The organism is Rhodococcus cercidiphylli, from assembly GCF_033042225.1.
GTDB lineage: Bacteria > Actinomycetota > Actinomycetes > Mycobacteriales > Mycobacteriaceae > Rhodococcoides.
Genome location: NZ_JAWLKE010000009.1, coordinates 171,874 through 193,414, shown reverse-complemented (window position 1 = coordinate 193,414; position 21,541 = coordinate 171,874). Strand labels below are relative to the sequence as shown.

Annotated in this window: 19 protein-coding genes; 11 read left to right on the top strand and 8 right to left on the bottom strand. The window is 66.0% G+C overall.

What is annotated here, in order from left to right; all coding sequences use genetic code 11:
• Positions 1-101: 101 nt before the first annotated feature.
• The 4 genes from R3P95_RS22370 to R3P95_RS22355 form a co-directional block, all read right to left on the bottom strand.
• The gene (locus tag R3P95_RS22370; RefSeq protein ID WP_394855329.1) at positions 102-482 is read right to left on the bottom strand and encodes a DUF3054 domain-containing protein; all 381 of its coding nucleotides are present in this window, start codon (positions 480-482) and stop codon (positions 102-104) included.
• 153 nt (positions 483-635) lie between these two features.
• On the bottom strand, positions 636-1,187 hold the full coding sequence (locus R3P95_RS22365; protein WP_094639223.1) for a YceI family protein: 552 nt from the start codon (positions 1,185-1,187) through the stop codon (positions 636-638).
• Between the two features lie 112 nt (positions 1,188-1,299).
• Entirely contained in the window at positions 1,300-2,430 is a 1,131-nt protein-coding gene (locus tag R3P95_RS22360; RefSeq protein WP_317533539.1) for a lysylphosphatidylglycerol synthase transmembrane domain-containing protein, read from the bottom strand.
• 9 nt (positions 2,431-2,439) lie between these two features.
• Positions 2,440-3,915 (bottom strand): adenylate/guanylate cyclase domain-containing protein, encoded by a 1,476-nt coding sequence (locus R3P95_RS22355; protein WP_068049088.1) that lies wholly within the window; start codon positions 3,913-3,915, stop codon positions 2,440-2,442.
• Between the two features lie 142 nt (positions 3,916-4,057).
• Between R3P95_RS22355 and R3P95_RS22350 the strand changes: the two genes are divergently transcribed.
• From R3P95_RS22350 to R3P95_RS22335, 4 genes are read left to right on the top strand one after another with little or no spacing between them, the layout of a single operon-like run.
• Positions 4,058-5,236: an AI-2E family transporter gene (locus R3P95_RS22350; protein WP_149407095.1), complete on the top strand. Its 1,179-nt coding sequence runs from the start codon at positions 4,058-4,060 to the stop codon at positions 5,234-5,236.
• A complete protein-coding gene (gene macS, locus R3P95_RS22345) occupies positions 5,223-6,392 on the top strand; it encodes a MacS family sensor histidine kinase (RefSeq protein WP_317549549.1) in 1,170 nt (389 codons plus the stop codon). Before R3P95_RS22350 ends, macS begins: the two co-directional genes overlap by 14 nt.
• A 29-nt stretch (positions 6,393-6,421) precedes the next feature.
• Complete coding sequence (locus R3P95_RS22340) at positions 6,422-7,048, top strand: response regulator (protein ID WP_188078757.1); 627 nt, start codon at positions 6,422-6,424, stop codon at positions 7,046-7,048.
• A gap of 37 nt (positions 7,049-7,085) precedes the next feature.
• On the top strand, positions 7,086-7,307 hold the full coding sequence (locus tag R3P95_RS22335) for an autophagy-related protein 2 (protein ID WP_068049063.1): 222 nt from the start codon (positions 7,086-7,088) through the stop codon (positions 7,305-7,307).
• Here R3P95_RS22335 and R3P95_RS22330 read toward each other — a convergent pair whose 3' ends face one another.
• Entirely contained in the window at positions 7,308-7,697 is a 390-nt protein-coding gene (locus tag R3P95_RS22330) for an SRPBCC family protein (protein WP_149406970.1), read from the bottom strand.
• Positions 7,698-7,807: 110 nt separating this feature from the next.
• Here R3P95_RS22330 and R3P95_RS22325 point away from each other — a divergent pair, with 110 nt between their 5' ends.
• From R3P95_RS22325 to R3P95_RS22315, 3 genes are all read left to right on the top strand, one after another.
• On the top strand, positions 7,808-8,920 hold the full coding sequence (locus R3P95_RS22325; RefSeq protein ID WP_317549548.1) for a glycosyltransferase: 1,113 nt from the start codon (positions 7,808-7,810) through the stop codon (positions 8,918-8,920).
• A gap of 21 nt (positions 8,921-8,941) precedes the next feature.
• Positions 8,942-9,592: a DUF1707 SHOCT-like domain-containing protein gene (locus tag R3P95_RS22320; protein WP_317549547.1), complete on the top strand. Its 651-nt coding sequence runs from the start codon at positions 8,942-8,944 to the stop codon at positions 9,590-9,592.
• Positions 9,593-9,667: 75 nt separating this feature from the next.
• Positions 9,668-11,560: a DUF2339 domain-containing protein gene (locus tag R3P95_RS22315; RefSeq protein ID WP_317549546.1), complete on the top strand. Its 1,893-nt coding sequence runs from the start codon at positions 9,668-9,670 to the stop codon at positions 11,558-11,560.
• A gap of 189 nt (positions 11,561-11,749) precedes the next feature.
• Here the strand turns inward: R3P95_RS22315 and R3P95_RS22310 are convergent, their stop codons facing one another.
• Genes R3P95_RS22310 through trmB form a run of 3 tightly spaced genes read right to left on the bottom strand, consistent with a single transcriptional unit; the run spans position 11,750 to position 16,323 of the window.
• Positions 11,750-14,863, bottom strand: a complete 3,114-nt coding sequence (locus tag R3P95_RS22310; protein ID WP_283347239.1) for an MMPL family transporter — start codon at positions 14,861-14,863, stop codon at positions 11,750-11,752.
• Complete coding sequence (locus tag R3P95_RS22305; RefSeq protein WP_094671015.1) at positions 14,864-15,568, bottom strand: NYN domain-containing protein; 705 nt, start codon at positions 15,566-15,568, stop codon at positions 14,864-14,866.
• Positions 15,565-16,323, bottom strand: a complete 759-nt coding sequence (trmB, locus tag R3P95_RS22300) for a tRNA (guanosine(46)-N7)-methyltransferase TrmB (RefSeq protein WP_068049111.1) — start codon at positions 16,321-16,323, stop codon at positions 15,565-15,567. Before trmB ends, R3P95_RS22305 begins: the two co-directional genes overlap by 4 nt.
• 212 nt (positions 16,324-16,535) lie before the next feature.
• Here trmB and R3P95_RS22295 point away from each other — a divergent pair, with 212 nt between their 5' ends.
• The 4 genes from R3P95_RS22295 to R3P95_RS22280 all read left to right on the top strand — a co-directional run bounded on the left by R3P95_RS22295 (position 16,536) and on the right by R3P95_RS22280 (position 21,531).
• A complete protein-coding gene (locus R3P95_RS22295) occupies positions 16,536-17,555 on the top strand; it encodes a hypothetical protein (protein ID WP_283347240.1) in 1,020 nt (339 codons plus the stop codon).
• Positions 17,552-19,054: a P-loop NTPase family protein gene (locus tag R3P95_RS22290; RefSeq protein ID WP_283347241.1), complete on the top strand. Its 1,503-nt coding sequence runs from the start codon at positions 17,552-17,554 to the stop codon at positions 19,052-19,054. The genes R3P95_RS22295 and R3P95_RS22290 overlap by 4 nt, the downstream gene beginning before the upstream one ends.
• Before the next feature lie 32 nt (positions 19,055-19,086).
• Entirely contained in the window at positions 19,087-19,392 is a 306-nt protein-coding gene (locus R3P95_RS22285; protein WP_094687087.1) for a DUF6802 family protein, read from the top strand.
• 309 nt (positions 19,393-19,701) lie between these two features.
• Positions 19,702-21,531 carry a phosphoenolpyruvate carboxykinase (GTP) gene (locus tag R3P95_RS22280; protein ID WP_269594485.1) on the top strand — a complete coding sequence of 610 codons (1,830 nt, stop codon included), beginning with the start codon at positions 19,702-19,704 and terminating at the stop codon, positions 21,529-21,531.
• Positions 21,532-21,541 lie beyond the last annotated feature (10 nt).

Sequence of the window (21,541 nt, the reverse complement as noted above, 5' to 3'; positions counted from 1 at the left end):
TGGGTACGCAGCACAGAGTTGTTGCCGACCAGACTTCCCGGCGCACCGTGGATCATCCTATCGCGTCGAGGCCGTTCCCGACGAACTCGACGAGCTCGGAGTCAACGAACGCTCGGCACGAATTTCGCCAGTGCACGCCAACCCAGTAGCAGAACTGCCGTGGCCAGCGTTGCCACGACGATGAACGACCCGGCTGTTCCCTGCCCGGTCAGTGCGCGCAGCACCATGCCCACGACAACCGTCATCACCCACACGACGATGCCCGTCGGAACGATGAGAAAAGCGTCGAACTTGTTGCGGTACAGAGCAAACGCGACGCCCCAGCCGATGGCGGCACCGACGACGAACGGCCAGGCGGTGTGGAACAGGCCGGACAGTGCGGTGGCCTCGGCGTGACTGCGCCGACCGATCGCGGCGAAGAGCAAGACCATGGCCAGATCGAGGACGCCGGCAACTACAGGAGAACGAAACTTCACGCGCACCACTGTAGACACCGACGGCGAAAGGCCCGCACCGACGAATGCGATGCGGGCCTTTCGCAGGTCCACCCAGGGCGGATCAATGTGGGTTTCAGTCAGTTGGACTGCAACAAAGCCGCATTGATCCGGCGGGGGAGGGGGTGAAGCGGGGCGAAATTACGCCTGCAGACCCGCTTCGATTTCGAGGTTCAGCGTGATCTTGTCGCCGACGACAGCGCCGCCGCCCTCGAGGGGCATGTCGATGCTGATGCCGAAGTCCTTGCGGTTGATGACGGTGCTGGCCTCGAAGCCGGCGACCGGTCCGTTGCCCATGCCGGCGTTGACGCCGTTGAACTCGAGCTTCAGGTCGATGGAGTTGGTGACGCCGTGGAGGGTGAAGTCGCCGGTGACGACGAAGTCTCCGCCGTCGGCCTTGACCGAGGTGGACTTGAACGTCGCGGTGGGGAACTTCTCGACCTCGAAGAAGTCGGCGGTCTTGAGGTGGCCGTCGCGCTGCGCGTTGTCGGTGGTGATGGACGCGACGTCGATCTCGGCGTCGACGGACGGGGTGCCGTCGGCGTCGACGGTGATCGTGCCGGTGAAGGCCTGGAAACGGCCGCGAACCTTGCTGACCACCAGGTGGCGGACGGTGAATCCGACGGTGGAGTGGGCTGGGTCGATGGCCCAGGTGCCTGCGGTGAGCTCGGGAAGTGCGATGGCGGTGGTCATGAGGACTCCTAGTTGGGTTGAAGGTTCAAACTCATAGTACACAAGCGGACCGGGGTCCGTATATATTCCGGGTGAACAGAAAGTGGCGGACGCCATACCGTGTGGGGAATGGCTAGGCGGTTTCCGGATCGCCCTTGGTGTCGCGGATGCCCTCGGTGCGCCGCAGCTCGGCGGTCTCCTGCTGCTCGAGCGCGATGTCGAATTCCAGATCGGCGTGCTGATGCCCCCGGAACAGCACGAGGAACACGATCCACCCGACGATGGCGACGAGGATGAAACTGACGCCGCGATACACCAGCGCCGAGGCCACGGCCTGCGATGCGCTGATCGAAGCAGCGCTGGTGAGAAACGCGATGAGGGTCGCGTCGACCACCACCAGGCCGCCGGGTGCAAGAGGAACCGATCCCACGGCCTTGCCCGCAGCGAACGCGATCAGCAATCCCGACAACCGCGGATCTGCGCCGACGGCGAAGCAGGCGAACGCCAGGCAGGCGACGTCGGCGAGTCGATGCACGGCGGACCACGACAGAGTGAGCGCGCCGTCGCGTTTGCCGAGTTGGACGGACTGGATCTGACCGATGATCTTGTCGATGCCCTCGGCACCGGCGTCGAGTTCGTGGTTGCGGAACGCGTTGTATCGACGCAGTCCCCAGCGTGCGATGTTCTTGATCGACTGCGGATGGTTCGAGATGTATCGGACGGCGACGACGATCGCGATGACACCGGCGATCGGCAGAACCAGGGTGAACGTGTTGAACGAACTTCCGACCACCAGTCCGCCTGCGACGCCGAGGACGGCAAGACCGGCAGCGGCGATCACGCCCGAGATGGCCAACTGCCAGGACGCGACGACCGGGCTCGCACCCCAGCGGCGGGTCTCGCGGTAGGTGAACGCGGTGGAGAACACCTGGCCTGCGGGGAGGGTGAGCGCCATTGCGGTGCTGCCGTAGATGACGGACACGGACTTGCGTTGGCGTACCTTCACACCGCCTGCGTCGAGCAGTTGCTTCTGCACTCGGCCGAATGCACTCAGCGACACGGCCTGGGCGAAGACGCAGGCCGCCAGCCAACCCCAGTGGATTTCGCGGACGGCGGTCCAGGATTCGTGCAGCCGCGGCCAGAGGTAGATCGCCTCGCCCACCAGCAGGGCCACCAGGGCGATTCCGGCGATCCACTTGACCCACCGGAGTCGGTTGCGCGGACGCCGTACTGCGGGTCCGCTGGTGGAGCTGGGGTCGGGCACCCTGTCAGACTAACCGTCGCTGGAGGAGGAGTCGGGATACTCCACCGGCCAGGCCAGGTGGGTTGCCCGCCGTCGACCACGTAGTTGAACCTGGTCTCCCAACTCCCACTGTTCCTGTTCCTCGTCGTCGGCGAAATACAGGGCCGAGGTCGACGCCAGGACGCGTCCTGGTCGCAGTTTCGCCAGCTCGGTGAGCCTGGATGCCTCGTTGACCGGGTCTCCGATGACCGTGTACTCGAAGCGTTCCGACGCGCCGATGTTGCCGGCGACGGCCAGACCTGCCGATACGCCGATGCCGATGTCGAGGCCGGTGATCTCGTCCAACGCGAATCGCAGTTCACGCGCGGCGGCGAGCGCGGCGGTCGGCGCGTCGGGACGATCCAATGGGGCACCGAAGATCGCGAGGGCCGCGTCGCCCATGAATTTGTTGACGAACCCGTGATGACGCCCGACGACGTCGACGACTACCCGGAAGAACTCGTTGAGCAACACCACGACCTCGCTCGGCGGACGCTCGGAGGCGGTGGCGGTGGAGCCGACCATGTCGACGAACAGCACTGCGACGAATCGTGTCTCGCCGCCGAGCTCGGTTCCGAACTGCAATGCCCGACGCGCCACGTCCTCACCGACGTGCTGGCCGAACAACTCCCGCAGGACGCGTCGTTCGGCCGATTCCTCCATCATTCGGTTGAAGCCCACCTGTAGGCGTCCGATCTCGGAACCGTCGAACACGTCGACCTCGACATCGGTCTCGCCGCGCTGAACTCGCTCGATGGCGCTGTGCAGCTGACTGATCGGGTCGGAGATCTGGCTCGCGGTGAGCATCGAGAGTACGAATGCCTGCACGATGGCCAGCACGCTGAGCAGGATGATGGCCACGGCGAGCGCGTTGGGGGAGAACACCAGATCGGTGGTCAGCTGCGTGGCGCACAGCAGAATGATGCCGATGACGGGCATCAAGGTGCCCAGGCCCCAGGTCATCGCCATGCGGGTACCGACGCCGGGGGTCATCGTGCGGTCGAATCTGCCCTCGCTCAACGCCAGTGCCGCGACCGGTCGCAGGATTCGCTCGCCGAGCATGTACGTGAATCCGAACGTCACGGTGGCCGCCATACCGACGGTGACGATGACGGCGATGGACAACGACGGCATCTCCGCGATGGTCAACAGCACGAAGATGATGCCGCCGATGATCCACAGAATGAGGTGCACGATCGCCTGACGCAACGGCGCGTGCAGCGTCGTCATCTGCTCCTTGCGGGTGGGTGGGCCACCGCGGAGCTGCCACCGGATCACCGAACGCAGGAGGAAGTACGCGTAGATCAGGCTGACGACCAGCGCCACCAGGAGGTACGCCCCGAAGATGTACACGTTGCGGACGCGGTCGGCGACGATCGATTGCGACTCGGGGATGGGCAGGCCGTACCGCACGAAGGCGAACACGAGCACCGCACCGAAGACGTTGGCGATGAGCATCGAGAGCATATAGAGCGGCCAGCGACTCTTCAGGGTGAGCGAGACCGCTCGGAAAGATGCCAGCACGGGTTAAATTTAGCGGGTGAGCACCGACGAGTTGCGGGCGCAAGGTACGGGGGCGTCCCCGGGCCCCAGTTCGGCTGCGGATTCGGTGCATCCGCTGGTGCGGGTCGGCGCGGAATGGACGTGGCGACTGCTTGTCCTGTTTGCCGGATTCATCACGTTCTGCCTGGTGGTAGCCAAACTCAGCACCGTCGTCATTCCGCTCGGTCTTGCGCTCCTGGCGTCGGCGATGCTCGTTCCCGTCGTCGATTGGATGCACCGACGCGGAGTGCCACGCGCCGTCGCGGTGATCGTCGTGATCATCGCCAGCATCGGTGTCGTCGCCGGCATCATGACCTTCATCGTCGAGCAGTTCATCGAGGGCCTACCGCAGGTGGGTGATCAGTTCACCCAGTCCATCAACGGCATCGAGGAATGGCTCAGCAACGGCCCGCTGCACATCAGCGAGGATCAGATCAGGCAGGCCACGGACAGCCTCGTGAAGGTCGTTCAGGACAATCAGGAGGCCGTCACCAGCGGAGCGCTGACCACTGCGGCGGTGATCGGCGAGATACTCACCGGCGCGTTGCTCACGCTCTTCGTCCTCATCTTCTTCCTGTACGGCGGAGATCAGATCTGGCAGTTCGTCACCCGGCTGGCACCGACCGCGGCACGCAGAAGAATCCGCACCGCAGGCATCCAGGGCTTCGGGTCGCTGGTGGGATACGTCCGGGCGACGGTTGCCGTCGCGGCCGCCGATGCCATCGGCATCGGAGCCGGGCTGGCCATTCTCGGTGTGCCACTGGCACTCCCACTGGCCTCGTTGGTGTTCATCGGCGCGTTCATCCCGATCATCGGTGCGGTGCTGACCGGATTCGTCGCGGTGTTCATCGCACTCGTCACCAAGGGCCTGATCACCGCGGTCATCACCCTCGGCATCGTGGTGGCCGTCATGCAGCTCGAAGGCCATGTGCTGCAACCACTCCTGCTGGGCCGCGCCGTGCGACTGCACCCGTTGGCGGTGGTCCTGTCCATCACCGTCGGCATTCTGCTCGCGGGCATCGTCGGAGGCCTGCTGGCCGTACCGATCGTCGCCGTCCTCAACACCGCTGTGCGGTCGCTGCTGGCCGCCGACCCGGACGAGGTCTACGAGGAACTCGAGGTGCCCGACCCGCTGTACTCCGCCGAGCCGAGCGACCCGCACACTCCTCCCGGTAGCGACGAGCCGGAGCGACTCCCCAAGGGAGAGTTGAAGACTCCGAACGAGAAGACCGATGCAGACGGCTGATCGGGCCAGGACCACGCTCGCCTCGTCCGATCCCGACACCCCGCTGTGGCGTGCCTCCCAGGTCTTTCGGCTGGTCACCCTCGTCTACGCCGTCGGCTACCAGGTGGCCACCGTCGACAATTACACCAATCCGCGGTTGAGCTGGATGCTGGTGGCGCTGATGGCCGTGTGGTCGGGGGCGTCGGCTCTGATGCTCGCGCGCGCCTCGCTTCCGCGCTGGCAGGTGGTGCTCGCCGATCAGGTGATCGTCGTCGCCCTGATGGCGTCGACACGGCTGGTGGCCGATTACGACTGGTACAGCACCCGGCAAACATTGCCGACCACACTGTGGGCGACCAACGCGGTCATCTCCGCCGCAATCCTGTTGGGTCCCAAGGGCGGGATCGCGTCGGGAGTGGCGATGTCGGTGGTCAGCGCACTCGTCCGCGACCGGTTCGACTCCGACCTCTGGTCCGACGCCACCGCCCCGGTGCTGCTCTCTGCTGGACTGGCGCTGGGGATGGCGTCGAACACCGCCCGGCGCGCCCACGAAGAACTGCGTCGGGCAGCACGTTCGGCTGCGATCACCGAAGAGCGTGAACGGCTGGCCCGGCAGGTGCACGACGGAGTGCTGCAGGTACTGGCCCTGGTGCGCCGGCGTGGGCTCGAAATAGGCGGGCCGGCAGCCGAACTCGCCGAGCTGGCCGGCGAGCAGGAAGTCGCTCTGCGCGTGCTGATCTCCGAACAGGCAGCTCCGCGCGGTGATCACACCGATTCGATCGTCGACGTCAGGGCGCTGCTGCGAACCCAGGCGGGTACCTCCGTGGCTGTCTCGACTCCGGCCGATCCGGTGCTCGTCGACTCCGACATCGCCGACGAGCTCGCCGCTGTCGTAGCGACCGCACTGTCCAACGTCGAGCTGCACGCCGGAGCCGATGCGAAGGCCTACGTGCTGCTCGAGGACGTCGACGGGGAATTGATCGTCAGTATTCGCGACGACGGCCGCGGAATCCCGGCCGGACGGCTCGCCGCCGCCGAAGCCGAGGGCCGGATGGGCGTCTCGAAATCGATACTCGGCCGCGTCGAATCTCTCGGTGGTACTGCGATACTCGACACCGAGGAGGGCGAAGGAACCGAATGGGAGATCCGCATTCCTCGAACGAAGGGACTTCGATGACCGAGGACACGAATGCCGACATCGCGGTGATGGTCGTCGACGATCACCCGATGTGGCGCGACGGCGTCGCCCGAGATCTCGAGGCCGCGGGATTCAGGGTTGTCGCGACGGCAGACGGTGTCGCCGCTGCCGGCCGCCGCGCCCGAGCCACCACTCCCGACGTAGTGCTGATGGACATGCATCTGCCCGACGGCAACGGAGCCGACGCCACTGTCGCCGTCCTGGAGGCGTCGCCGCAGACGAGGATTCTCGTGCTCTCGGCGTCCGCGGAACGCAACGACGTGCTCGACGCCATCAAGGCCGGAGCGACGGGTTACCTGGTCAAGAGTGCATCGGCCGAGGAGCTGTTCGACGCGGTCCGCGCCACGTCGGCCGGGCAGGCGGTGTTCACTCCCGGCCTCGCGGGCCTGGTGCTCGGAGAGTTCCGGCGGATGTCGTCGTCGCCGCAACCGGAATCCGACACTCGCCCGACGCTGACCGACCGCGAAACCGAAGTGCTACGCCTGGTCGCAAAGGGTCTGAGCGCCAAGCAGATTGCGACCCGACTGACGCTGAGCCATCGCACCGTCGAAAATCACGTCCAGGCGACCCTGCGAAAATTGCAACTGGCCAACCGCGTCGAACTGACCCGATACGTCATCGAAAAAGGGCTGTGAGGGTTTGCGTCGGTAGCTCAGGGGCACTCTGCATCCCATGACCGACAACGAAAAATCAGTGGACACCACCGTCGACCCGGCGAAGCACTCGAAGGGTGTCGACGCCGATCTCGATCAGACCGGCGACGAGCGTGACGAGGCGATCGACGAGTTCGACGGCCATCTGGACGGATCGGGTGAGGATTCCTCGCTACCGACGCCCGAGCCGACCGACGTCGCCGACAAGTCGGACGAGAAGACCGTCACACGGTCCGAGTAGCTACTGGGCGCACAACCTGCCGAGCGCGAATTTGGCGACCGGCACGTACGGCAGAACCAGCGGCAGTGGGCCGTCGATCGTCAGCCACGCCCTGGTGCCGTTGGGGCGTGAGACGACGCCGTGCGTCAGGTCGACCCCGATGGCCTGGTTCTGGAACCACGCCGACCACGCCCACGTCCACGACTGCTCGTCGACCGAATGCACCCGAAAGTCGATCGGCACACCCAACGGCCCCAGCACTCGGCCGGTGGTGTCGGCGTCCAAACGCTCGCCGCGATACTCGACGCCGATGATCTGCGGTGCCCAGGTTCTCCAGGCCGTCGGTTCCATGTAGCGCTCCCAGACCTCGGCGGCGGGGGCGTTACCGGTGGATTGCAGTGTCACTCGCATCTGTTCCACCTACCCGTTGGTAGCGATCCCCACACAGAAATTCCGCGAAGGTTCGGTCACCATCCATCGCCGCGCCGTCGGGCGGACTTGTCGCTGGGAAGACTGGTCGAGTGCGCATCGTCCAACTCGCCAACTTCTACGGACCGAGGTCCGGGGGATTGCGGACGGCCGTCGACCAGCTCGGATCGGGGTACGTTGCGGCCGGCCACGAGGTGATTCTGATCGTGCCGGGAGATCTACGGAGCGAGACACTTCTGCCGTCGGGAGTGGTGCGCATCGAGGTGCCTGCACCGCAGATCCCGATCACCGGTGGGTATCGAGTGGCCGACCCGCGGCGAGTGTCCTCGGTGGCAGCCGGACTGCGGCCCGACGTGATCGAGGTATCGGACCGCCTGACGCTGCGCGGCATGGGCGGCTGGGCAGCGCGTCGAGACGTACGCAGCGTGATGATCTCCCACGAACGCCTGGACCGACTGCTGGCCCAGACGATGCCGATGCGCTGCGCCCGTCCGTTGGCCGACGTGGCCAACCGGCGTACCGCCGATCAGTACGACGCCGTCGTGTGCACCACCGAGTTCGCGCAACAGGAGTTCGAGCGCATCGGCGTTCGCAACGTGCATCGGGTACCGCTCGGTGTGGATCTCGACCTGTTCCATCCGCGTCGCCGTATTGCCGGCGAACGATCCGCATGGCTGGGCAGCGCCGACCGGCTGCTCGTGCACTGCGGCCGGCTGTCGGTGGAGAAGCACGTCGAGAGAAGCATCGATTCGCTTGCCGCACTCTGTGATTCGGGAATGCGGGCGCGGCTCGTCATCGCCGGCGACGGCCCCCGCCGAGCCGGCCTCGAACGACGCGCCCGCGGTCTACCCGTCGAATTCCTCGGGTTCGTCGACGGCAGAGCAGCCGTCGCAGCCCTGCTGGCTTCCGCGGACATCGCTCTCGCGCCTGGACCGCACGAGACATTCGGGCTCGCCGCGTTGGAATCGCTCGCCGCAGGTACGCCCGTCGTCGTCTCCGAGACCTCGGCGCTGGCGCAGATCGTCACCCCGCACTGCGGTGGATCCTCCGAGAACACCGCGGACGGATTCGCCGCCGAGATAGAACGAGTACTCGAATTGCCGGTCGACGGCCGCCGCATCGCCGCCAGGTTGCGCGCCGAACAGTTCGGATGGCCCGCGTCGGTGTCCGGAATGCTCTCCGTCCTGGGCGGTCGCGCAGCGTGAGATCTTCGCTACCCTGATCACATGGAGGCAAGGGATCTACGAGTGTCCGATGCCGAACGCGAGCACGTCGGAGAGCTGCTGCAGCGCGCCGTGGGCCAGGGCATGCTCTCGCTCGGTGAGTTCACCGAGCGAATGGACACCGCATTGGCGTCGAAGACCCGCGGTGAACTGAACTCTGTTCTCGCCGACCTGCCCGGGATGCAGATCGCCGAGGAACATCGCCCGGCACCGAGATCCTTCGCCGCGCCCACCCCTCAACCGACCCCGCGCCGCGTCGTTCAGGAGCATTGGGGGCACGGCGGCGGCGCGTCCGACACACTGCGCGGCACCATGTCCACCATCACCCGCAAGGGACCGTGGAACGTGCCGGCGAACCTGCGTCTCTCCACCCGCATGTCCACGGTGACACTCGACTTCACCCAGGCGGTCATGTCCACCCAGGTGGTCGAGATACACGTCGACGACTACTGCAGCACCGTGACCCTGATCGTGCCGACCGAGGCGACCGTCGACCTCAACGGTGTCGACACGGTGGCGGGCAGCGCCACCAACAAGGTCCGCACCGGCCCGCCGTACGGGCCACTGCACCTCGTGGTCTCGGGCAAGGTCCGCCTGGGCTCGGTGACCGCCAAGCATCCGTTCGGTAGCTCGTTCCGCCGCATGTTCGGCTAGCGAGGCGCTTCTACTCGAGGAATCCGAGTAGCACTACTCACGCTTTTCGGCAGCAATGCTCGCAGGATCTAACCCATGACTTCTTCCCAGAACTCCGGGCTGGATCCGCAACTCGTCGCGCGACTGTCCAGCCGCTTCGATTCCCTGGGCGACCACATGCGCCAGGTGGCCGTCGATCTGCAGACACTGCAGTCGCAGCTCGGTGCCGCGAGTGCCGCCCCTCGTCAGGCCCCTGCTCCAGCCCCTGCTGCGCCGCAGCCGGTGGCGTCGCCACCGTTGCCCCCTCAGCCCTACGGTCAGCCGTTCGGCCAAGCTGTCCGTCAGCCGATGGGACAGCAGATGGTTCGGCCCCAGCCTGCCCCGCCCTACCCCACGCCGCCGAGGGGACCGGTCGTCGCACCCAGGCCCCCGGCTCCACCGCGGGAACCGTGGTGGCAGCGCGACGGTGTCATCAGCCGTCTGCTGGCAGTCGCCGGTGCAGGCGTCACTCTCGTCGGTGTTGTGATGCTGCTCGTTCTCGCCGCCCAGGCCGGGTGGTTCGGCCCTCCGCTGCGGGTCGCGGCGGGCGCAGTGTTCTCACTCGCGCTGATCGGTGCGGGCGTCCGTGTGTTCGGCCGCTCGGGCGGACGGATCGGCGGGATCGCCCTCGCCGCCACCGGCATCGCGGGCCTGTACCTCGATGTACTCGCGACATCCGTCCTGTACGGCTGGCTCGACCCCGTGCTCGGTCTGATCACCGCGTTCGGAATTGCCGCAGCCGGAACGGCACTCGCAGTGCAGTGGAAATCGCAGCCGATGGCGGTGCTGATTCTCGCTGGAGTCGCAGTGTGTGGACCGGTGCTGACCGACGGCCTGACCCTGACCTTGATCGCGTTCCTCGTCGCCACCTACGTCTCGAGCTTCCCGGCGCAGATCGGTCGGAATTGGCAACTCCTGCAGGTTGTTCGGACCGTACCGCTCGTCGGCGCGGTACTGGCTGCCATCGCGAGTGCCGATCTGTCCGGATCCACCGGCGACCTCTGGCTGTTCCTGATCGTCGTGGCGGTAGCTGTCCTCGGCATCGGCACGTCATTGGAGTTGTTGCGCCGCAACGTCTCCGATGTGGTCGCCACCGTGATGATCGCTCTCACGTCTCTGCCGGTACTGGTCTCCGCGGACGTTTTCGATCGCGGGGCCACCGTCGCCCTCCAGTTGGTTCTTGCTGCTGCGGCTGTGGCGATCGTGATTCTGGTGAACTGGTTGCCGGGGCACGCTCGCATCACCGTCGCGGTGGTCGGAGCCCTGGCGACGCTGCAGGCCGCGGTCGAGTCGACGACCCTCGAGATTCGCCCGGTCGTGATGTTCGCAGTCGCCTCGGCTCTGATCGCGGTGGCTCACAGCACCCGCTCGACTCTCGCGTTCTCGATCGGCAGCGGATTCGGCGCGATCGGTACGTTGATGTTCGTCTCGGTCAGCCCGCCCCAGGCACTGTTGGAATCCGATCTCGCCGTCGGCAGTATCGGTATCTCTCTCGGTGGAATCCTGCTCGCTGCAACGGCACTCGCCTTCGTCTACGTGCTGGCCGAACTGAAACTGGTCGACGACGGACTGCAGACCCTCTGCATCGTCTCCGGCGTACTCGCGCTGTACGGCCTGACGGCGGCAACAGTGACCCTCGGCATCGGAATCGGCGGCCAAACAACAGGATTCACCGCAGGCCACACCGCGGCAACCATCGAGTGGATGATCGCAGCCTTCGCGCTACTGGCCTTCGGGTTGCGCAGCGTCACCCACGCTCATCTGGCCCTGCTGGCCGGACTGTCCCTGACCGCCGCAGCCATCGCGAAACTGTTTCTGTTCGACCTCGTCGCTCTGGACGGACTCTTCCGGGTCATCGCCTTCATCGCCGTGGGACTACTGCTCCTGATCGCCGGTACCCGATACGCCAAGGTGTTCGCGGACCGAGAAAGTGCAGCGGCTTCCCGCTGATCCCCCTGCTGCGTCAATGGACCACTGCATACGTCTCGACGGTGCAGTGGTTCATTGACGCGTCCGACCTGGGCCGGCCGCACCGCGTGAATGGACCGTTGCATACGTCTCGACGGTGCAGTGGTTCATTGACGCGGCGTGGGGGAGGGGGGAGTTCTCGGGAGTTGTTTCGCCCCAATCACATCGGGGTCAGCGTGAACGGTTGCGCTCGCGCGCGAGCAGTTCGCTGACGCTGAGAACGTGTCCGTTCTCCCCGCCGCGATGACGACCGCTGTCGCCGCCCTCGGTGGTCGGTGCGGCCCGGCGGCCCGACGGCTTCTCGGACGGTGTCTCGCTCGACGCGGACCCGTTGCGTTCGGTGCCGTTCGGCTCGGTGCCGTTGCGTTCGGACTCGACGCCGCTGTGGCCGTTGCGCTCGGAACCGTTCTGCGGCGACCTGTTCTCGTCGTCACCGCTGTGGTTCGAGCCGTTCGCAGTCGAACCGTTGTGGTTCGTACCGTTGTGGTTCGAACCGTTCGCGGTCGAACCGTTGCGCGGTGTGCTCGGGGGCGGTGATGCGCTGGGTGCTCGCAGGTCGGCGAGCCAGCTCTCGATGGAACGCGAATCCGGTTCCTCCGCGCGAGGTGCGCGAGCAGCACGGGTTCGGCTCGGCGGCTCGACGGTCGGACGCGGTGCGCTCGGTGCACGAGGCGGCTCCGCCGACGGGGGAGCAGCCACCGGGTTGACCGGCGGTGCGGGCCGGACGATCTCTGCTGCCTGGGTCGGCTCCGGCTCGACGTTCGGGCGCGGTGCCACCGGCCGGCTCGGGGCGGGCCGAGCAGCCGGTCGGTCCTGCGGAGCAGCCTGGGCCCGGGGAGGAGTCTGGGCCTGGGGAGGCGTCGGAGTCGGTCGTGCAGCCGGTGCCGGAGGTGTGGTGGGCGCCGCGCGGGTCGGTTCCGGTGGGGTTGCCGGACGCCCCGTCACACTGCGTCGGGATTCTTCTTTCGCGGCGTGGGTGGCCCGAATGGGACCCCCACCCTGCGGTGCGACCACTGGAATGGGTTCGGTGAGGGGCTCGTTGCGGCGCGGTGCCGGACGCATCGGCGGCGCGACGGTACTCGACGGTGCACCGCCTGCGAGCGCGAGCTCGGGCACATCTCCCATGGGGAGAAGCTCGTCCTCGAGGATGGTCTCGCCCAGTCCGAGTTTCTGCTGGATTCGCTTCATCCATTGCGGAGCCCACCAGCAGTCGTCGCCGAGCAGCTTCATCGTGGCCGGCACGAGGAACATGCGGATGAGGGTGGCGTCGATGATGAGGGCGGCGATCATGCCGTAGGCGATGTACTTCATCATCACCAGGTCTGAGAACGCGAACGCTCCGGTGACGACGATGAGGATCAGGGCCGCGGCGGTGATGATGCGTCCGGTATGCGAGGTCCCGATGCGGATGGCTTCGCTTGTGCTGGCACCCTTTTCGCGTGCTTCGACCATGCGAGAGAGCAGGAACACCTCGTAGTCCGTGGACAAGCCGAACACAATCGAGATGATCAGCACCAGCACCGGAGCCATGATCGGACCAGGGGTGAAATTCATCAGCCCCGCCCCGTTGCCGTCGATGAATATCCACGTCAATATGCCCATGGTGGCACCGAGCCCGAGGACGGTCATGAGCACCGCCTTGATCGGCAGCACCAACGATCCGAACGTCAGGAACATCAACAACGTCACGATGAACACCACGAGCACGGCCATCAACGGCAGCTTGTCGATGAGTGCACTGATGGAGTCCTGCTCGATGGCAGGGGTTCCGCCGACGAGAACCGACGCTCCCTCGGGCACGTCGATACTGCGCAGGAAGTCGATGGCGGGCTTGGAGTCGTTGCGATCGACCAGTCCGGCCTTGAAGACGATGATGCCGTCCTTGCTGGCCCCGTTGGGCGTGAACTGCTCGATCAATCCCGGCGCATTGTTGGCCTGGTTGGTGATCGCTGCGAGGTTGGGCCCCTGTGCATTGCTGATCACCAGCTTGATGGGCTCTGTGCGCTGGCCGGGGAAGAGCGAATCGAACTCGGCCTGCGCCTCGCGGGTGACGTTGTTCGGAGGCAGATAGGTCTCGTTGATACCGCCGAACTTGATGTTGCCGACGGGCAGCGTCAGCAGCACCAGGCCGAGCACGATGGGCACGGTGACCTTGACGGGGTTGCGCATCACCCAGCGGGTGAGCCGGCCCCACATGCCGTTCTCGATCTCCTCGCTCGACTTGGTCTTGCGCATGAACTTCAGACCGAGCGCGTCGACGCGAGGGCCGAGAATGGCGAGCATCGCGGGCAGGATCGTGATGGCCGTCAGGGCTGCGAGCGCGACGGTGGCGATGGAGCCGTAGGCGACCGATTTGAGGAAGCCCTGCGGGAACAGCAACAGACCACCGAGGGACGCGACGATCATCGTCGCGGAGAACACCACGGTGCGACCGGCCGTCATGACGGTCCGGCGCACGGCCTGTGGCGTCGAGTATCCGTCGCCGAGTTCTTCTCGGAATCTCGAGACGATGAACAATCCGTAGTCGATCGCCAAGCCGAGTCCGACGAGCGAGACCACGGGCGCGACGAACGAGTTGACCTCGGTGAAGTTGGTGAACACCTTCACGATGCCGTTGGCTCCGACGACCGTCAGGCCACCGATGATCAGCGGAAGAGCGGCGGCGACGACGCCACCGAAGATGAAGAACAGCAGCACCGCCACAGCAGGTATGGCCAGAATTTCCATGCGTTGGATGTCGCCGGCCATCGTCGACTGCAATGCCCCCGCGACGGCCTGCAGACCGGTCACCTGCACGTTCACGCCGTCGATGTAGAAGACGTCCTTGACGGCCTGGAAGTTGTTGGTCAGTTCGGTGTCGTTGGCACCGGCGATGGCGATGCTGGCGATGGCGTGCTGTTTGTCGGTGGTGCCGAGTGCAGCGAGGTTGGGCGCGCCCGTCCCGGGAAAGTACGTGCCGTTGATCTTCTCTATCTGGTCCGGATGGTCGGCAACCAGGGAGTTCAAATTATTGGTGATCGCCGACTGGAACGCCGGATCGTCGATGGTCGAGCCCTCGGGAGCGGTGTAGAGGACGATGACGTCGCCCTGCTTGTCGCGACCGAACGTGGTGTCTGCCAGACGGGCAGCCTGAGCCGACTCCGACGTCGGATCGTCCCAACCGCTCTGACTGAGATGGCTGTTGAGATCGAGACCGTAGGCGGCGAAGCCCAGCAGTCCGGCCACCATGACACCGATAACGGTGTACCGCAGCCGGTAGACGATGTCTCCCCATCTGGCGAACACTTAAGAAACTCCTTGGCGCCCGACGAGCAGGGCGGACAGCGGTCGGAAGGGCTGCAGCCACGCGCCCTCGTCGGGGAGCGAATCGAGACTCACCCGAGGCAGTGGCTCACGGAAGACGCCCGGGATGTCCTCGAGATCGAGGAATTCCAGGATGTCCGACGTGACAGCCCAGCTTGCGTGCTCCCGGAATCCCAGTACCTGTACGGGCACTCCGGTTGCTGCGATGGCCTCCAGCGGCCCCTTGAACGCTTGACCGTCGGCGGACGCGACCATGACACCGGCAAGGCCGCCGTCACGGTTGCGGAAGTCGATGTGGTCGAGCATGTCTGCGTCGACGTCACTGTCTTCGTCGACCTTGGGCTTGGCGAACACCGCGAATCCCACGTTACGCAATGCTTCGACCCAGGGTCGGACCACATCTGCGCTGCCGGGGGCGATGTTGGTGAACACCGTGGCCTCGGGTTCGAGCGTCGCGGTGCCCGAGGTGGAGAGTTCGGCGGTGCGGCTGAGCAGCCATCGGCCCAGGGCATCGAAGCGCGGACGGTAGGCGGCGGTGGGTCGGCCACCCAGAATTGCGCCCAGTCCCATGTCCAGGTTCGGGGCATCCCAGACCAGCAGGACGCGTTTGCTGTGGCGCGTTTCACCGATGGCGCCGAGTTCTGAGGGGTCGACCACGGTGTCGGGCATGTCCGTACTGACGCTCATGCTGTCTTCTTTCCCCAGATCAATTCCGTCACCGAGCTACCGACCAGCTGTGCCTTGCCCTCGAACTTGGTCACCGGTCGCTCGTGTGTCATGGGCGATTCCCAATCGAGAACGGTCAGACCGGGCTCGGCGTTCCCGGCCTCGGCAATCCACTCAGCGTATTCGGCATGATCGGTTGCCACGTGCAGAACGCCACCGGGCTTCAACCGATCCGCGATCATCGCGAAAGTCGGCCCCTGCAGCAGCCGACGCTTGTGGTGCCGAACCTTGGGCCACGGGTCCGGGAAGAAGACACGGACGCCGGTCAGCGACTCCGAGGACAGCATGTTCTCGAGCACGTCCATCGCGTCACCGCGCAGCAATCGAACGTTCTCGATGCCTTCTCGTTCGATCTGCTGCAGTGTCTGCGCCAGGCCGGGGCGGTAGACCTCGACGGCCATGAGGTTGACGTGCGGCTCGGCCGAGGCCATCGCCGTGGTGGCCGTGCCGGTACCCGAGCCGATCTCGAGAATCGCCGGGCCGCTGCGCCCGAACCAGGCGTCGATGTCGATCTGCTCGTCGGCGACGTCGCGACCGATGCGCGGCCACAGGCTGTCCCATGTGGTCTGCTGCGCCTCGGTCAGCGCTCCGCGCCGAGAGCGGAAACTCGTCACGCGTGGGTAGAGCCGCGAGCCCCGTTCCTGGGTCTGCACGGCGTTCTCCTCGGTGTCGACAGAGGTGTCCTGGGGCTCGTTCACCGGTCCATTGTCGCGCATCGGCGGGGCGTGTGACAGGTGGGTCTCGAGTTGAAGTTGAGACTTGCCGTCCCACCGCTGATCAGCGGTAGGACGCACCCGACTAATTACAACGATGCAATTCGTTTCGATAGGCTCGCGAGCCCCAGCATGTGCCAGAATCGGTGCCGCAGCAGGGGGCTGTGCGTCGCGTCCTGAAAGTGGCGGCGGGATCGTTCTGGGGGGAATCGATCATGGATGTCGCCGAGGCCGGTCTGGGCCTGTTGCGTGACCGGGTCGCGTCGACCGACGCACGCGAGGCCGTCGAAAACGCCGTCCAGGATCGCCTGCGGCCGCTGATCGCACGGGTGACCGGCCGCGCCGGCGTCGGGAAATCCGCTGTTCTCGCCGTTCTCGAGTCGGTGCCGCTCGACGCCGACGGCCTCGATGTCCGATGGCGCGAGGGCAGAACGGACAGCAGCGACGGCGAAGTGCTCGTCCACGTGATCGCGGGAGCGGTGTCGCCGGTCGACACCGCATTGCTGAGTTCGAGGCCGAGGAATGTTCTGGACGGGACCGTCGTCGTGCTGACGAAGGCGGACACACTCGACGATCCCGCAGCAGACGCAGCAGCGGCCTCGCAGCAGCTGGGGCGGACGGTGTTGCCGGTGATGGGAGCGACCGCGGCGGGATTGCGGGGAGCCGGCGCGCCTCTGGACATGGCCGACGTGCGAGCCGTTGCGGCAGCGGATCTGTCCCCGGCCGATCTGATGACCGTCGATCGGTTTCGCGCCGTCGACATCGACGTATCGACGCGTCGCAGAGAAGCTCTGATCGAATGCATCGAACTGCGTGGTCTCGCCCTGCTGGTCGACGTACTGCGGCAGCGACCCGCCGTGTCCGACGGCGATGCGGTGCGCATGCTGGCCGACGCCACCGGTGCCGACGCCCTGATCGCCGCGGTCTGCACGGCCGTGTCGGCGGCCGCAGCGGCTCGGGACGCCGAGCTGCATCGCACAGTGCAACAGATCTCCGCCGGCCACCGGCGGGTTCGTGACGCCGTCGAGTCGTACCTGGCCTCCGACGAAGCGGTGGCTGCCGAGATGCGCTACGCGGCTCTACGTCTGGGGGTGCCGATCGAGACCGGTTCGGAGCAGGTCGCGTTGGAGCAGGCGGTGCTGTGGAAGAGGCGGGCGGCCGCTGCCGGTGACCCCGACGTGCGCCGCGCGGCACTCGCGCTGTGTCGAGGGCACGTGCGAATGCTGCGCCGATGACCCCGCTGTCGGAGGACATGAAAAGCGTTCTGCGACGCTGGAATTCCGGTGCCCTGGACGAGATCGAGCGCGCCAGGGTCAGTCGACCTGCCGGGGTTCACCTCACCGGTACTGCTGGGTCGGGCAAGTCCGAACTGCGCCGTGAGCTGTCCCGGCTCGTCGGTTCCACCATCGAATTCACGGACTCGGTGGCAGATGCGGCGGTCGTGATGATCGTCGTCGACGCGTCGGCTCCGGTGGGTCGCGTCGAGGTCGAGCAGTGGCGAGCAGCCCTCGAATCCACACCGGTCGTGTTCGTGGTGAACAAGATCGACGTGCATCGGCATTGGCGTGAGGTGGTTTCTGCCGACGCCGACGTAGTAGCCGAGTGCGTCCCACGGGCGGTGGGGTGCACGTTCCACCCGGTCTCAGTGCGGTTGGCGCGGATCGGCCGGGAAAGCGGTGACGCGGCGATGTCCGCTGAGTCGGGTCTCGGAGCAGTGGCGGACCGGCTCGGCGCGTTGCTGCTGCAGACCGCGGCTCTCGGAACCGAGCGTAAATATGCTGCGGCAGTGCAGGACTGCGCATCCGGAGCCAGAGCCTCGATCGTGGCGAGAGCGCGCGCGGTGACCGGGGGCAGTGATACGGCCGAACTCCGTGCGCGGCGAGCCGAGCTCGTCAGCGAACGGGACAAGCTCGGTGGTGATCGACGGGCGCTGCTGCACAATCGAATTCAACGAGTGCGCGTGGAGTCCGTCCATACCGCCGCCGAAGACTTTCGAGCTCTGACCGCCGAGGTCAAGCGCACGATCGACGGAGCCGGGCGTGCCGAACTCACTCACCTTCCAGCGCACGTCGCCGAGTCCGCGCGCGGCGCTCGGAATCGAGCCGACGCGGCGCTCACGGCCCGATTGCGGGCGGTGGAGACCGAGCTCGGGCTCACGCCGCTGCAGGCGGAGTCGGTCGCGGACGCCCCGCTCGATATCGGGGAGCCGTCCCGGCGTCGGGGCGTCGAGGATGTCGTCATGATCGTGGTCGGCGCGTCGGCGGGGGTGGGACTCGGGCGGCTGGTGGTGTCGCCGATGGCGCTGGTGCCGGCCTGGGCGGTTGCCAACACCGTGATCACCCTCGTTCTCGGTGGTGCGCTCGCCTGGTGGATCACGCGCTCGAGGTCGTTGGTGGCCGACCGCGCCCACCTGCGCGGCTGGACGCAGGAAACCGTGGCTCGGGTGAAATCGTCGGTGGAGCAGCGATTGCTCTCGCGGATTCTCGACGCCGAGTCGATGCTCGCGGCCGCTGTCGCGAGTGCGGACCGGGACGCAGTGGCCCGCATCGATGTCGCACTCGCCGAGGTGGACACCGAGCTGCGTCGGCTCGCCGACCACCGATCGGCGCTGCTGTCTGCCTGCGATCGCGATCTGTCTGCGCTGGAGCGGGGCCTCGAGCGATTCCGCGGATCCGTTCCTTTCTCTTCCGAGCACGTGGAACCGTTCGACGAGCCGGTGCGTCGGAGTCAGTAGGTGCAGTGTCGGGTTCGAAGTGAGGGGCGTCGATGATCGCGGTGGATGGCTTCGCAGCAGGGGATTTCCTCACCGAGGAGGTCGAGCCCCACGATGTCGACGATCCGGGCGCGCCCACGGTCTCGACGGACCTGTTCGATCTCGACGGCGACGGCCACTACGAGACCACCGTGCGGCATACCGACGCCGGGATGACGGTGGCGACGGACGTCGACGGAGACGGTGTGACAGACAAGTTCACCGCCTTCGGACGTGACGGGCAATACCGAACGTGGGAGATTTTTCGAGAAGCGAACGGTATCGGCCGGGGTGAAATGACCGAATCGGGCGAGCTGTAGCTCGTGTGCACGGGCCTGGCATCGTTGCTGGTAGAGGCCTTCTTGCACGGAACTTTCCCTATCTGAATCGGTCTTGTGACCAATCGGACAACACCCTGTTTCTGGATTCACGTCGCTCGGCGTTAACCTGATGAACAGGACATCCGGCGCTCGGTCCTCGGCTTGCTGTACGCGGTAACATGGTGTACTGCAGCTCGAACGGCCGAGCAGCGCCCCGCCGAGAGGGGAAAACCGAGATTCATTCGCGCGTAGTCGCCCACAGCGATCGTGCGGATTCTTCCCGGTTCCGGCTAACCCCAGGAGAGTTAGATGACCTCAGCGACCATTCCCGGTTTGAGCGGCACCGACAATGTGCCGACTCGACACAAAGAACTGCTTGCCTGGGTTGCTCAGGTAGCCGAACTGACCGAACCGGACTCCGTGGTGTTCGCTGACGGATCCGACGCCGAATGGGAGCGCCTGACCGGCAAGCTGGTCGAGGCAGGCACCTTCACTCGTCTCAACGACGAGAAGAAGCCCAACTCGTTCCTCGGCAACTCCGATCCGTCGGACGTCGCGCGCGTGGAGTCGCGCACGTACATCTGTTCCAAGGAAGAGATCGACGCCGGTCCAACCAACAATTGGATGGACCCGGCCGAGATGCGGTCGCTCATGACCGAGCTCTACCGCGGCTGCATGCGCGGACGCACCATGTACGTCGTCCCGTTCTGCATGGGCCCACTCGGCGCAGCCGACCCGAAGCTGGGCGTCGAGCTCACCGATTCGGAGTACGTCGTGGTGTCGATGCGCGTGATGACCCGTATGGGCAAGGCCGCGCTCGACAAGATCGGCGACGACGGATTCTTCGTCAAGGCACTGCACTCGCTCGGCGCTCCGCTCGCCGAGGGCCAGGCCGATGTGCCGTGGCCGTGCAACGACACCAAGTACATCACTCAGTTCCCCGAGGATCGCGAGATCTGGAGCTACGGATCCGGTTACGGCGGCAACGCTCTGCTGGGCAAGAAGTGCTACTCGCTGCGTATCGCGTCGGCGATGGCCCGCGACGAGGGCTGGCTCGCCGAGCACATGCTGATCCTCAAGCTGATCTCCCCGGAGGACAAGGCGTACTACATCGCCGCGGCGTTCCCGTCCGCGTGCGGCAAGACCAACCTCGCAATGATTCAGCCGACCATCCCGGGCTGGCGTGCCGAGACCATCGGTGACGACATCGCATGGATGCGCTTCGGCGAGGACGGCCGTCTCTACGCCGTCAACCCCGAGTTCGGCTTCTTCGGCGTCGCACCCGGCACCAACTGGGACTCGAACCCGAATGCGATGAAGACCATCGACCAGGGCAACTCGGTGTTCACCAACGTCGGCATGACCGACGACGGCGACGTGTGGTGGGAGGGCCTCGAAGGCAAGCCCGATCACCTGATCGACTGGAAGGGCAACGACTGGACCCCCGAGTCCGGAACCGATGCCGCGCACCCGAACTCGCGCTACTGCGTGCCGATGGCCCAGTGCCCGTCGATGGCTCCCGAGTGGGACGACCCGCAGGGCGTGCCGATCTCGGCAATCCTGTTCGGTGGACGTCGCAAGACCACCGTTCCGCTGGTGACCGAGGCCCGCGACTGGCAGCACGGCGTGTTCATGGGAGCCACCGTCGGCTCCGAGCAGACCGCTGCTGCCGAGGGCACCGTCGGAACTGTCCGACGCGACCCGATGGCGATGTTGCCGTTCCTCGGCTACAACGTGGGCGACTACTTCCAGCACTGGATCGACCTGGGCAAGAACGCCGACGAGTCGAAGCTGCCGAAGGTGTTCTACGTCAACTGGTTCCGCCGCGGCGACGACAAGCGCTTCCTGTGGCCCGGATTCGGTGAGAACTCGCGCGTGCTCAAGTGGATCGTCGAGCGCATCGAGCACAAGGCCGCAGGCGTCGAGACACCGATCGGTGTGGTCCCCACCGCCGAGGCACTCGACATCGACGGGTTGGACACCACCGTCGAGGATGTGGCCGAGGCACTCGCGGTGAACTCCGACGAGTGGAAGGCCGAAATCCCGTTGATCCAGGAGTGGTTCGACTTCGTGGGCGAGAAGCTGCCCACCGGAATTCAGGACGAATTCGACGCCCTCAAGCAGCGCCTGGGCGCGTAGTATTCACAAC